Annotated in this window: 9 protein-coding genes and 1 CRISPR repeat array; all 9 genes read left to right on the top strand. The window is 37.5% G+C overall.

Annotated features, from left to right (window positions below; genetic code table 11):
* Window positions 1–203 precede the first annotated feature (203 nt).
* Complete coding sequence (gene cas6, locus HNQ84_RS05475) at window positions 204–932, top strand: CRISPR-associated endoribonuclease Cas6 (protein WP_435621426.1); 729 nt, start codon at window positions 204–206, stop codon at window positions 930–932.
* Window positions 929–2,704, top strand: coding sequence for a type I-B CRISPR-associated protein Cas8b1/Cst1 (cas8a1, locus tag HNQ84_RS05470; RefSeq protein WP_435621425.1), 1,776 nt, complete (start codon window positions 929–931; stop codon window positions 2,702–2,704). The genes cas6 and cas8a1 overlap by 4 nt, the downstream gene beginning before the upstream one ends.
* Window positions 2,701–3,588, top strand: coding sequence for a type I-B CRISPR-associated protein Cas7/Cst2/DevR (gene cas7i / locus HNQ84_RS05465; RefSeq protein ID WP_435621424.1), 888 nt, complete (start codon window positions 2,701–2,703; stop codon window positions 3,586–3,588). Before cas8a1 ends, cas7i begins: the two co-directional genes overlap by 4 nt.
* A 2-nt stretch (window positions 3,589–3,590) precedes the next feature.
* Window positions 3,591–4,307, top strand: a complete 717-nt coding sequence (cas5b, locus tag HNQ84_RS05460) for a type I-B CRISPR-associated protein Cas5b (protein WP_435621423.1) — start codon at window positions 3,591–3,593, stop codon at window positions 4,305–4,307.
* On the top strand, window positions 4,304–6,484 hold the full coding sequence (gene cas3, locus HNQ84_RS05455; protein WP_435621422.1) for a CRISPR-associated helicase Cas3': 2,181 nt from the start codon (window positions 4,304–4,306) through the stop codon (window positions 6,482–6,484). Before cas5b ends, cas3 begins: the two co-directional genes overlap by 4 nt.
* A 16-nt stretch (window positions 6,485–6,500) precedes the next feature.
* Window positions 6,501–6,998, top strand: coding sequence for a CRISPR-associated protein Cas4 (gene cas4 / locus HNQ84_RS05450; protein WP_435621421.1), 498 nt, complete (start codon window positions 6,501–6,503; stop codon window positions 6,996–6,998).
* Entirely contained in the window at window positions 6,998–7,981 is a 984-nt protein-coding gene (gene cas1b, locus HNQ84_RS05445) for a type I-B CRISPR-associated endonuclease Cas1b (RefSeq protein WP_435621420.1), read from the top strand. Before cas4 ends, cas1b begins: the two co-directional genes overlap by 1 nt.
* Window positions 7,982–7,983: 2 nt before the next feature.
* Window positions 7,984–8,247 (top strand): CRISPR-associated endonuclease Cas2, encoded by a 264-nt coding sequence (gene cas2, locus HNQ84_RS05440; protein ID WP_435621419.1) that lies wholly within the window; start codon window positions 7,984–7,986, stop codon window positions 8,245–8,247.
* A 188-nt stretch (window positions 8,248–8,435) separates the two neighbouring features.
* Window positions 8,436–13,688: a CRISPR direct-repeat array (repeat unit 29 nt; unit sequence GTTTTATTTGAACGTAGTGGGATGTAAAG).
* 78 nt (window positions 13,689–13,766) lie between these two features.
* Window positions 13,767–14,537: a DUF4405 domain-containing protein gene (locus tag HNQ84_RS05435; RefSeq protein ID WP_435621418.1), complete on the top strand. Its 771-nt coding sequence runs from the start codon at window positions 13,767–13,769 to the stop codon at window positions 14,535–14,537.
* Window positions 14,538–14,567: the final 30 nt, after the last annotated feature.

The raw sequence follows: 14,567 nt of genomic DNA, 5'->3' as shown, positions 1-14,567 counted from the left end.
TATTTGTATATTTAAATATTATGTCAAGAAAATGAGGGGAACAGATGAATATTTGTAAGCTTTTAATTTTAAATTGCTCAATATAATGATTGGATGTGATATGTTTTTAATTGTAAAATTTCCTTGAAATTTAAGTCTATTTGACAAAAAACGACAACATTTTCTTTTGTTTTTCGATAAAATGGGGCAAAAGGAGGTGTATTATGAGAATTATTTGTTCATTTCAAGTAAAAAAAATTCCGGTTCATTATCGGATGGTAATTGTTTCAATCCTTAAAGAAAGTATACGAGCATCCAGTGAGGAATATTACGAGCAGTTATATGCACAGGCAAATGTAACAAAACCGTTCGTTTTCTCGCCCTTTTTAAAAAATTTCCGCTTCAAAGGTGATGAAATTGAGTTAGATGAACTACGCGTTATTATTAGTTCGCCTGATTATGAATTTTTGCTTCATGTCTATAATGGTTTGCAAAGCAGAAAAAAGTTCGAGTACAAAGGATACGAATTGATTCGTAAAAAAATAGTCACGGGGGATGAAAAAAAGATTACATCATCTACTGTTGTTTTTCGAACGCTCTCCCCTTTGTTAATAGAAGATGAAAATAAAGTACCAATCGCGCCAGATGATCCGAACTATGAAAAACATATCAATTACTTAGCCGATACGATTTTATGTGAATATCGTGGCAAGGGATTATACAAACCATTGGAGATACGACCTATTCAATTTAAAAAAATGGTTATAAAAGAGTCCAATCGTCAATTTGCTGAAAAGTATGGGGAAGGAAAGCATTTATATTTTACAGCTTATCATGGTCTGTTTAAGGTAAGCGGAGATCCTGTTGATCTACAACTGCTTTATCAACTTGGTTTGTCAAAACGACGCAATCAAGGATTTGGAATGCTCGAAGTGGAGGAGGTGAAGGAATGAGAATTGAACTGCACATGGGCGAATGGATGATCAACATGGGGCTTGTGGGGCTATATCGTGTATTTGAATATGGACGAAAAAACGGAATCATTGGCGATGAGTACAAAGATAGCGTGACTATTAAACCATGGGGAATTGAACTTGATACAGATGTACTTCCGCAATTGCCAAAGGCATATTTTTTGTATTTGTTGGAGGAGTATAGTGTTGCTAGAAGGGAATGTGAAAGATTAGATGACTACATAGAGAAATTGAAAAATATAGAGCAGTTTAAAAATCATTTGTCAATGATAAAGAAAATTATATCAGATACAGGAAAAAAAGTTCTTAAATATTTCCCTAATCCTAAATTAGAAGACATCATTGAGAAGATGAAGGAAATTAAAAAGTACGAACATATGAGCCAGCTTTTAGAACATATTCATGAATTCAAAAACGTTGTTAATGAAGAAAAAATTAACGAAAAATTGACTTTTAATTATTTTAAAGCAGCTATATTACAATCCTTTTTTGGACAAGTATCTTTTTTAAATGTCACAAAAAATAGTTTGGATTTAAATGGTCATGTAGAAGAGTTTTATAGAAGTTATGTTTTTCCTGTAATTAATGATTTACAGTTGGAATACGTTCTTGAGAATAGCCACTCGGTTGAAAAGATAATTTCTTTTTTAGAGAGACAGAGTGAATATCAGCCCTTTAAACAATTAAAACGGGAATGGAAGAAAAAAAAGTTAGAAGAAGTCCAAGAATATATCAAGAAAAAAATAAATAGGTGTTTGCTCTTTAATGAACGTTTTGCTTTTTACAACTTTGAAGAAATGGTATTTTCCCCAATCGGTGTTGCGAAAGATAACGCGTTTAACTTCAGTTGGCATTTTGATAGTCAGCAACCTAAACCATTATCTTCATTAGCGAAACTTGTGCTTTTATTCGCACCTATTGGATCGACCATTTACTTTAAAAATGAAGGAATAAATGAACAAACAGAACGACGGTTGTACGCAGGTTTTGTTCAGACGGATGCAACTTTCGCGGAAGTTTTACAGAAAAACAATCATTTTAAGCAATTAAAGAAAAAAAGAGAGCCTTTCAATAAGATTATTAGCCAACTTGTTCAAAGTGTAAAAAAAGAATCGGAGTATACAGTTGATCATTTGTTTTTCTTAGAATTCTTCTCTGATTATAGTAGCAAAAAAACACATTTACATTATTATCATCTGCCTATGTATTTAGCTCATTATTTCAAACAATATGCCGATAGACTAGATCGCATTAAACCATATGACTATAGCGAGCAGTTTGTGCAATATGTGTTGCGTGGGGCAGATCCAATTCATGTTATCCATAGCTATTTGCGTGATTGTATCAAAAATGAAAGAAGTACGATGGGTCCGTACATTGCGGTGCGGGAACGGAGTCGAATTTTGCAGTTTAAAAAGGGAGTGAGAGATATGGCCACGACAGATAAAAGAGTATGGGCGTTGTTTATGCAAGGTCGGGAAATTCGCGAAGCGATTATGCGTTCAAGCGGTTCGGAGAAAAAAGTAACAAGTATTGCGTACCGCTTATTAAACGCTGCAAAAGCAGGAAATAGAGAAAGTTTTATGGACACGCTTTTGCGCATTTATATGTCGGCAGATCGCCCAATTTCGTCTATTTTCTTAAATGCGTTACACGAACGGGATTTAGATTTTGCGACAGTGGCAAATGCATTTATTGCTGGGTTATTAGCCAATCAATATAAAGAAGAACAGGAGGAAGTTCAAGCATGAAAAAAGCGTTAACGTTAACCACCGTTTTTCAAGCAAACTCATTAAACTATGGAGAAGGAATTGCTAATATTTCAGAGTTAAAGAAATTTCATCGCGGCGATGGGGAAGTATATACGTACGCATCACGCCAGAGCATCCGCTATGATATTGTTCGCCTTGGAAATGAACTGTTTGGGTGGAATTTAGATACAGTCGATAAAGCGAGCGGAGTTGTTCAATTTAAAAAAGATGTATCGATCAACGATTCTGTGGAAATGGACTTATTCGGGTATTTAAAAACAGATAAAAATTCGCAAAAACGCCCTGCGGTTGTTCGATTAAGCCATGCGATTTCGCTTGAGCCGTACAAAAGTGATTTGGAATTTTTAAACAACATGGGACTTGCAAACCGCATTGGACAAGATGCTAACTTAGCCAATATTGAACAACATCATAGTTTTTACACATATACGCTTACCATTGATTTAAACCGTGTCGGTGTAGATGGAGAGATTGAACTTCCAAATGAAGAAAAAGCGAATCGTGTACTTCAGCTGCTTGAAGTGTTAAAAGTGTTAAACCGCAACATCCGTGGAAGACAGGAAAATTTAGCTCCGCTTTTCGTCATCGGTGGAATGTATAACGTGGCAAATCCATTTTTCCTTGGACGTGTACAATTGAGTGCGACAGGGAATGGATGGGGTATACAAACAAAGCAGATTAAAGAAACGATGGAACAAACATTTGCTGGGGAAGCAATCGGTAAAGATACACGAATTGGCATATTAAGTGGTGTGTTTGCTAATGAAGGAGAACTTTACGATTTATTTAACGAACAAGTGATGCCTGTCGAACAGTTTTTCCAATATGTCTCCAAACAAATCCAAGCTCATTACGGTGTTTAAGTATGAAAGCGTTACGATTAAAGCTATTTCAAGAAACAGCGTGCTATAAAAAGCCGTTTGCTTCCAAAGTGGCGGAAACATACCCGCTTCCGCCATACTCAACCGTAAAAGGAATGATTCATGCTTTGCTTGATGCCAATCAGTTTATCCCGATGCGATTGAGTGTACAGGGGACGTATGAAGCGAAGCTACTTGATTATCAGCGATACTATTTTTTCAAAAAGAAAGAACTATCAAGCTTCCCACTTGTCCTAGATGGATTGGCGCGAATGGAATTTTCTTACGATAAAAACGAAATAACAACGATGCCAATGTACACGCATTTATTGCACAACGTCCATTTATTAATCCATGTCGAAGCAGAGCAACACATCTTGGAGAAAATCATTCATGCTATCGAGCATAGTGCGACTCATTACAGCCTTGGTCGTTGGGAAGATTTAGTTCGGATTGATGAATATAAACTCGTGGAAGTGCAAGAGCTTGAGGAAGAGGAAACTTTACAATGGAATGCTTATATTCCTAGTTATCTTCTTGATCGAGAAACAAAAAGCATTCCTTATCAACTCAACTGGAAATATGAAATTGTTAACGGGATTCGGCAGTGGGAAAAAATCAACGTTGGATATGTACAAAAAGGGATTGAAGCTCCAGAAGGGACATGGATGGATGAAGACGGGGAATTAGTCTTTTATCATCTGCAGGAGGGACAGCGATGATTTTTTATGCAAAATCAGAAGGAAAAGAGACGATTCGTGAACATACGGATCGTCTCCTTCATAATTTAAATTTGTTAAAAAATGCTTACGGTCATAGATTTATGTTAATGGATGAGCAAATGTGGAAGTTGTTAGAAGTTGCTGTTCAATACCATGATGTCGGTAAAGCAAATACAGTATTTCAAAACAAAATTCGTCAGGCGATTCATGAATCCGCGTTAGAAACAGATGTAGAAACAAATGTACCTCACAATTATTTGTCAGTAGGATGTATCCCACTAAAGCAGCTAGACCTCACGAAAGAAGAAGAGCGACTACTCATTCACGCGGTTGGTTATCATCATGAGCGTGACCAACTTCCAGAAAAAGAAATGATTCGTCACGTTTTAGAAAACGATATAAAACAGCAGCTTCCTCAATTAAGTGAGCATATGCGTTTACCGATGACGGGAAAATTTTCGTATCGGTTCGTGGATCGACTATTAAATCGATATACGTATCATGACGGAGAGTCATTTTGGAAATATGTCATGTTGAAAGGGTTATTGCACCGTTTAGACCATGCCGCGTCTGCGCACATTGATGTTGAAAGAGATGTGGAAAAGTCGATCTACATAAATGTAAATGAATATATGCAAAAACAAAGGTTTCATAAAAACGATTTGCAACAATTTGCTGAACAACATCATGATAAACACGTCATTGCGATTGCTCAAACAGGAATGGGGAAAACCGAAGCGGCACTGCTATGGATTCGAGAGGATAAAGCATTTTTTACATTACCGCTTCGGGTAAGCATAAATGCGATATACGACAGAATAAAAGAGAAAATGGGTTACGATGCGGTTGGGTTACTGCACTCAACGAGCTTGCAATATTTGATGGAGAAGGGGGAAGAAAATTGGGAAGAATTGAAGCAACAGTCTGAACATTTTGCAAAGAAGCTGCTGCTTACAACAATCGATCAAATTTTAAAATTCCCATTTTATTATAAAGGTTTTGAAAAAGAGTTAGCAGCGATGGCAAATGCGAAAGTGGTCATTGATGAAATACAAGCATATGAACCACGGATTGCGGCGATGTTAATTAAGTCGCTCGAAATGATCCATCGTGTAGGCGGAAGATTTATGATTATGACTGCAACACTCCCGACGTTATATTTGGAGGAACTAAAACAGCGAAAAGTTATTGCTGATGACAAAATTGCTATTGGGGAGTTTATAGATACGAGCATCTATCGTCATCGGATTTGCATGCGTGCCGAGGGGATAGAGGAAGCGATTGGGGAGATATTGGACTTGGGAGAAACATCACAAGTACTTGTCATTGTCAATACTGTTCGTAAAGCGATGAGCCTTTACGATAAATTTTTGGATAGTGATGCACAAGTCCCTGTTTCCTTACTTCATTCACAATTCACACAAGAAGACCGTCAGTTGTTAGAAAAACGCATTAAACAATTCAATGAAGACAATGAACGAGGAATTTGGATTACGACGCAACTTGTCGAAGCGAGCATTGACATTGATTTTGATTATTTGTTTACGGAAATGTCGACATTAGATAGCTTATTTCAACGGTTTGGGCGCTGCTATCGCAAAAGAGCGCTAGATCACGACAGTTGCAATATTCATATTTTCACTGAAAATATCTCTGGTATTCCAAGAGTGTATAACGAACATCTTGTAAATGAAAGTATTCGGCTGTTAGGACGGTATAATTACCAAATTATCGACGAACGTGCAAAGGTAGAGATGGTAGCGAAACTGTATGACCGAAAACGATTAGCTGGAACATCATTTTTGAAAGAATTTGAAGATGCTTTATACATGTTTGACAATCTTGATCCATACGGAATGGATAAACGAGAAGCGCAACAAAAACTACGTGATATTCAAAACATTCCAATCATCACACGAGCGATGTATGATCGAATCGAGCATTTATTTGAGCAATATAAAAAAGAGAAAGAATGGAAAAAGCGATTGCAATTACGAATGGAAATCGAAAAGAAGACGGTTAGCGTTCAGCGATATGTAGCAGAAAAATATGTGTCGGAGCGGCTGCCAAGGCCATTTAATCACATATATATTGCCGAAGTTGAATACGACTTTAATCGAGAACAGTTGAAAGGAAAGGGAATTTTACTGGATAAACCTTCTTCCAATCAACATTAAGAGGGAGTTTATATTCATGGTTAGCGGTGTGCAAATGCAGTATTACAAAGTGTGTAAACGGAAGCTATGGTTATTTTCCAAAGGAATTGCGATGGAAAACGAACATGAACGTGTTATTGAGGGAAAGATTTTACACGATCGAGCTTATCCACGGTTGGAAGAAAGGGAGATTTTGATAGACGATTCATTTAAGTTAGATGCTTTGGATGGGGAGTACGTTCGAGAAATTAAGCTTTCAAGTAAAATGTCAGAAGCCGATCGATTTCAAATGCTGTATTACTTGTATGAGCTGAAGAAGCGGGGCATTGAGAAGAAGGGGCTAATCAGCTATACGAAAGAGCGGAAAACCGAAGAGGTAGAACTAACAGAAAAAGATGAAAAAGCGATTGAAAAGGCGATAAAGGAAATTTATGCAATCGTTCATTCGTCCTCCCCACCCAAGTTAAAAAAACTGCCTTATTGTACAAAATGCGCGTATTATGAATTTTGTTTTGCGTTAGAGGGTGATGATTAATGCTAAGAGACCACTATATTTTTTCTAACGGGAGGCTGAAGCGAAAAGACAATACGTTATACTTCTTCGATGAAGAAGAAAATAAAAAAAGCCTTCCCGTTCATCAAACGGACAATTTGTATGTATTTGGAGAAATAGATTTAAACTCATCGCTATTAAATTTATTGAGTCAGCACGATGTTCACCTTCATGTATTTAATTATTATGGTTTTTATGCGGGAACGTTTTGTCCAAGAAATAAAAAAGTTTCAGGATTTACTGTAGTACAACAAAGCGCCCATTATCTCGACTTGGAAAAACGGTTATATATGGCGAAGGCATTTTTGCAAAGTGCTGTTCATCATATGTTACGGAATATTCGGCGGTATAAAGAAAAAACAGAGACATATGTGCAAACTATCGAAGAAGAAGTAAAGAAAATGGATAGTGCTACCACGATCCAAGAACTGATGGGGATAGAAGGTCGCATTCGCCAGCATTATTATCAGTCATTTAATGGGATTTTGAAGCAAAATTTTATCTTTGAAAAACGAACGAAACAACCACCGCAAGACCCACTTAATGCCCTTATCTCGTTTGGAAATTCGCTTTGCTATACGACTGTTTTGTCGGAAATTTATAAAACACAATTAGATCCGACGATTAGCTTTTTGCACGAACCGTCAACGAAGAGATTTTCGTTATGTCTAGATTTGGCGGAGATTTTCAAGCCATTGCTTGTTGATGTCGTGATTATTTCTTGTATTAATAACCGTATCATCACCCAGAAGCATTTTGATTTTCTAGATGGAATGGTTTTGTTAAATGAAGAAGGCAAAAAGCGTTTTATTAAAGAGTGGGATGAGAAACTATCAACAACAGTACAACATCGAAAACTGAAGCGAAAAGTAAGTTATCGATATTTTATTCGCCTAGAATGTTATAAGCTTATCAAGCATTTCATTGGCGATGAACCTTATAAACCATTGAAGGCATGGTGGTAGTTATGTTTGTAATCATTACCTACGATGTTGGAGAAAAGCGTGTAAATAAAGTGTGCAAAAAATTAAGAGAATACTTAACATGGACGCAAAACTCCGTGTTCGAGGGGGAAATTACTAAAAGTTTGTTGATGAAATGTTTAAATGAAATTGATCAAATCATTGATGAAGATGAGGATTCCATTTATATTTACGAGGTGGCTAATCCGAAGAGCATCAAAAAGCAAGTGTTTGGACAAGAAAAAAACTTTGATGAATTGTTTCTTTAACATTTGCAGTGAACCTCGAATTTTAAAAAATGGGTCAAAACGCTTGATATATCAATGAAAAATGCGGTACTTTTAAAGAAGAAGAAAAACACAACTGGCACTTTACTGCAAAACGCAGAAGATTGTCATATCAACGATTTCTAAAAATCGTTGATATGACAGCACTTTTTATTTTTTGATTTTAGGGGGTTTTATTTGAACGTAGTGGGATGTAAAGATGAAGAAATAGCGAAACACTTAGGTATGGAGTTTGAGTTTTATTTGAACGTAGTGGGATGTAAAGAGGCGCACGACGACGCAAAAATGCGTGTATTACTAGTTTTATTTGAACGTAGTGGGATGTAAAGCGTCCTTTACGGCGTTTGCTGTAAAAATCGAGTAAGGTTTTATTTGAACGTAGTGGGATGTAAAGATGTTCAATGTCTTTATCTGTGCCAAGTTGTTGTTTGTTTTATTTGAACGTAGTGGGATGTAAAGGTGTCTGTGTATGGGATTTTTGGATTTGTCGCTAATAGTTTTATTTGAACGTAGTGGGATGTAAAGTCGGGTACGATCGGTGAATAAATAATTTCCATTATGCGTTTTATTTGAACGTAGTGGGATGTAAAGCAAAGCAAGGGATAAACGGCATACCGACAGGGTTCCGTGTTTTATTTGAACGTAGTGGGATGTAAAGAAAGAACTCATGGACAAGCTGTCCATTTACGGTCAAAGTTTTATTTGAACGTAGTGGGATGTAAAGCCCTAACAGCTCAGCAATCGCATATACAATTTCATTTCGTTTTATTTGAACGTAGTGGGATGTAAAGCGTGACATGAGATACACTTCTCGTTCTCGTTCGGTGTTTTATTTGAACGTAGTGGGATGTAAAGACGTTCAAGAGGATAGATGTTATCGAATGAGTCTAGTTCCCGTTTTATTTGAACGTAGTGGGATGTAAAGAAATACAGCGTTGCGTCAGTAACAAAATCTTCTTGTTTGTTTTATTTGAACGTAGTGGGATGTAAAGAAACGTATGACGAGTTGATGCAAGAGTTGAAAAAACAAGTTTTATTTGAACGTAGTGGGATGTAAAGAAAAAACGAAAAAGGAAAGTGCGTGTATACAAAGGTCGTTTTATTTGAACGTAGTGGGATGTAAAGTTGAACATAGAATGGATTGGCATACTGTTTTTGTAGTTGGTTTTATTTGAACGTAGTGGGATGTAAAGCATGTTCTGCTTTGCACTCGGTACATACGGCAATCAGTGTTTTATTTGAACGTAGTGGGATGTAAAGATAACGCGACGCAAGGGGCATAAGGGGGGGTGTCCTCGTTTTATTTGAACGTAGTGGGATGTAAAGGCACCTTCACAAAAAGCGTTTCTTGACGCTCTTCAAGTTTTATTTGAACGTAGTGGGATGTAAAGGATCGTACTATTGAAAAAGCTATTGGCTGGATCGAAGTTTTATTTGAACGTAGTGGGATGTAAAGCAATTTGCTTTCCCGCCGCTTTTCTTTCAGCTAACGTTTTATTTGAACGTAGTGGGATGTAAAGAAATGGGTTTGGAAAGTGAATTTTCTTGGCGAAGTTCACGTTTTATTTGAACGTAGTGGGATGTAAAGAAACTTGTTCATTATCATTTTCGAAAAGCGCTGAAAAAGTTTTATTTGAACGTAGTGGGATGTAAAGGGGGATGCGTGAAAGCCTTGCGCCCGTTGGAGTTTGGTTTTATTTGAACGTAGTGGGATGTAAAGCGAACACAACAACTTTTGGTAGAAGAAGTCAAACCTGGTTTTATTTGAACGTAGTGGGATGTAAAGACAAGGCGATGTTAAATGCAATTAATGGCTTGCCGTATTGTTTTATTTGAACGTAGTGGGATGTAAAGATGTGTCTTCGCGAAGCGCGGTACATATGTATGGAGTTTTATTTGAACGTAGTGGGATGTAAAGTTTAATCGAATCTTTAACCGTTTGAATACTGTTTTGATGTTTTATTTGAACGTAGTGGGATGTAAAGTGTCATGAAGCGGTCGCAAGAAAGTTATTAAAACAAGTTTTATTTGAACGTAGTGGGATGTAAAGTTGCTTCATCAATACTAATTTCTTTGGTTAGCGTTTGTTTTATTTGAACGTAGTGGGATGTAAAGCGTTCCGCAAGACTTTCATGGGCGAACACCGCTATGGTTTTATTTGAACGTAGTGGGATGTAAAGTGGAAAGAAAAAGGGATCGGTCGGATTTGCGAACAAGTTTTATTTGAACGTAGTGGGATGTAAAGAACCATCCCGCTCCACTCAAAAAATAAATAAAAAATAAAGTTTTATTTGAACGTAGTGGGATGTAAAGCCATTTAAAATTTCTCCTGTCGCTTCGCAGCGTTGGTTTTATTTGAACGTAGTGGGATGTAAAGTGTATAGAGGAGTCTTACTTTCTGCTTTGACGGTGTAGTTTTATTTGAACGTAGTGGGATGTAAAGACTGATAATAAACAAATTTTTCGATAATCTCATTAGAAGTTTTATTTGAACGTAGTGGGATGTAAAGCGCGCTGACGAGGCAGGTCAAAAAAGGAGGAGGCGCAGTTTTATTTGAACGTAGTGGGATGTAAAGTATCATCTGGAGTATTAGCAATTACTCTGTGCATGAAGTTTTATTTGAACGTAGTGGGATGTAAAGCCTCGTACCTACGTTGTATCTCTCTGCACCACTCGTAAGTTTTATTTGAACGTAGTGGGATGTAAAGTTTTCTATACCTTTCGATTTTTTTAATTTTATATCTTTTGTTTTATTTGAACGTAGTGGGATGTAAAGTCGAGCATGAACTCATCAGAAAAAAAAATCATATTGATAGTTTTATTTGAACGTAGTGGGATGTAAAGTATCTCCTTCATAACTGTAAAGCGGATCGAGCCAACCGTTTTATTTGAACGTAGTGGGATGTAAAGGCGCCTGTCGCTCAACAAATAGCGATATGGCAAGGAGAAGTTTTATTTGAACGTAGTGGGATGTAAAGTCAAATGCACCTTTCGAAAAGAACAACGAACCCAAGTTTTATTTGAACGTAGTGGGATGTAAAGACAGAGCCAGGAACAGAACCAGGAACGGAGCCAGTAAGTTTTATTTGAACGTAGTGGGATGTAAAGTCGCTGATGTTGTATCGTACACTTCAGTAGCGGATTTGGTTTTATTTGAACGTAGTGGGATGTAAAGTCGTGTACAGCTAAAGGGGTTGTGTACATTCCAACGTTTTATTTGAACGTAGTGGGATGTAAAGCGCAAAGAGGTCGCCATTGGAGGTGAGCGCAAGGGTGGTTTTATTTGAACGTAGTGGGATGTAAAGTTTTGAAGAAACTCGTCGCATGAGGGGAAGAAGTTTAGTTTTATTTGAACGTAGTGGGATGTAAAGTCACACGTACTTGATCGTATCGTCACACAGTTGGCGTTTTATTTGAACGTAGTGGGATGTAAAGACACATTCCGACCTATGTTCGCACTTGTTGACCAACGTTTTATTTGAACGTAGTGGGATGTAAAGTCAAGAGTGAGTTGAAGAAAATACTTGATTTTTCCTCGTTTTATTTGAACGTAGTGGGATGTAAAGTTCCTTTGTTGTCACATCAAATCCGAATTGTGCCAAGTTTTATTTGAACGTAGTGGGATGTAAAGATTGAATGTGAGCGATGTGGTGTTGGAAGATGAAAAAGTTTTATTTGAACGTAGTGGGATGTAAAGATGGAGGAACTTTTAAAAGAATATAAACAAACGTGTTTTATTTGAACGTAGTGGGATGTAAAGACGAAAGAGGTGAATATGCGTTTAAAGCTAATCAATTACGTTTTATTTGAACGTAGTGGGATGTAAAGGTCCTATTGGTTTAGCTGTAGCTGCAGTTGTTGCAGGTTTTATTTGAACGTAGTGGGATGTAAAGTTTAATACGAATAGATATATAAGTGTATTTAATATTTGTTTTATTTGAACGTAGTGGGATGTAAAGACGCTTTGGCGATCCGAAATGCGACAGGAAGTGTGGGTGTTTTATTTGAACGTAGTGGGATGTAAAGTCCGCTCGGAATACAGAAGCCGAATAGCTTCTTCGTTTTATTTGAACGTAGTGGGATGTAAAGCTTGATTTCATATGGTGTTCGACGTTTCTTTGATAGTTTTATTTGAACGTAGTGGGATGTAAAGCATGATCATGTGGGTGAACGCAATAACAGCGACAACGTTTTATTTGAACGTAGTGGGATGTAAAGGCGTCACAATCTCATGATTTTTCTTTTGTTTATATTTGTTTTATTTGAACGTAGTGGGATGTAAAGCTACAAAGAAGGCGCTGATGGCATTAAGAAGATGTATAGTTTTATTTGAACGTAGTGGGATGTAAAGCTGTAACTAGCCGTGCCACTTCGAAAATTCGACCCACCTGTTTTATTTGAACGTAGTGGGATGTAAAGTTCTAAAGCAAGCTGGCGTGCTATTTGTATATTTTTTCTAGTTTTATTTGAACGTAGTGGGATGTAAAGAACGAACGTAGACGACAATGGTTACGACAATCTTCCAGGTTTTATTTGAACGTAGTGGGATGTAAAGCTTACTGTCATCACGACGACAGCAGGAACAGTTCGTGGTTTTATTTGAACGTAGTGGGATGTAAAGCAACTTGTTGAGTACGATGACACGGATGTGTTGAATTACGTTTTATTTGAACGTAGTGGGATGTAAAGAACGATGGCTATTAACCTAGTGTGTTAGACAGGTATTAAGTTTTATTTGAACGTAGTGGGATGTAAAGCCTTGTCTATACGGCTAGAGAAGCGGAAGAACTTTGGGTTTTATTTGAACGTAGTGGGATGTAAAGATCAACTGCTTCCCGAATGGAACGAAGCCGAATGGGAGGTTTTATTTGAACGTAGTGGGATGTAAAGACATGTGGGGGCAGATCGAGCGATTCACAAAAGCAAGCGCGTTTTATTTGAACGTAGTGGGATGTAAAGACAATTTGGAGCGCACGTTTACTTCAAAACTTGCAAAGTTTTATTTGAACGTAGTGGGATGTAAAGTACTCCTGTTGCGCTCGAATATTTCGGCGGATAGTTTCAGTTTTATTTGAACGTAGTGGGATGTAAAGAGCGATACAACAAGTGGTACAAAAGCGCCTATTATGTTTTATTTGAACGTAGTGGGATGTAAAGGCTCGCATCCTGGAATTTGCTGTCCTTCTTTAAGCAGTTTTATTTGAACGTAGTGGGATGTAAAGTAAATTCGAGCCTTTTCAATATACTTCATATCTGTTTGGTTTTATTTGAACGTAGTGGGATGTAAAGATTAATGATTTTTGTTTCAACAAATGTGACGTCGGAGTTTTATTTGAACGTAGTGGGATGTAAAGGGGCGCGCGATCGTGAAAACGCATGAAAAAATGCTTATTGTTTTATTTGAACGTAGTGGGATAAACCCTCCCCCTTTCACTTAATTTTCACCATCGGCTAGTACATTTACGATATACGGTAAATGATATGTGAATGCGGGGGATATGTGTTGAAGAAAAATATTGTAAAAATCATATTAGATGTATCGTTGGCGATTATGTTTGTGTTGTTAATGAATCCGAGGGTGTTTAATGGGTTGCCGTTTCATGAAGTGACGGGGTTAGTGATTGGTGTGGCTGTTTTGGTTCATGTTGCATTAAACTATAAATGGGTTGTCCATACGGTGAAAAAAATGTTTGATCGTTCGCTTTCGGGGAAGACGAGATTTAGTTTTTTGCTAAATATATTGTTGTTTATATCGATGACGGGAATTATTGTGACAGGCATTCTTATTTCCAAAGTCGTTTTTCCGCATATTGCAGGTGGGGAGAATCACGTTTTGCGAGAGCTTCATGATGTTTTTTCGAATGTGACGCTTGTGCTTGTCGGCGTTCACATTGCATTACATTGGCAATGGATTATGGGTATGTTTCGGAAAATGTTTAAAACAAAAGAAGGAAGTTGGCGGAAAGGAGCGCTTGTGGCTGCTGCGTTGGTGCTTGCGTTATTTTTCGGAAGCATGCAGTGGCTAGCAGTCAATGTAAAACCGAATGAGGAGGCGTTTAAGCCGAAGTTTGAGCAAAAAGTAGCACAAGCGAGCAAAGCATTTCCACCACCCGAAAAGTTTCGCGAAGGGGAGTTTCCTCATAAAGAACGTCACGGCAGCAGCCATCCGCTACTTGTTATTTTTGGTCACTTTACATTTTGGGCAGTTGTTATTGTTCCTGTTTACTACATGGAAAAACGGATGCGTCATAGACGACAGGTTCGTGTATGAAAAAAGGTGTCCCGATTGTGTGGGACACCT

The organism is Anoxybacillus eryuanensis (genome assembly GCF_051200995.1).
Classification (GTDB): domain Bacteria; phylum Bacillota; class Bacilli; order Bacillales; family Anoxybacillaceae; genus Anoxybacillus; species Anoxybacillus tengchongensis.
This window is presented reverse-complemented; position numbering and strand designations above follow the sequence as displayed.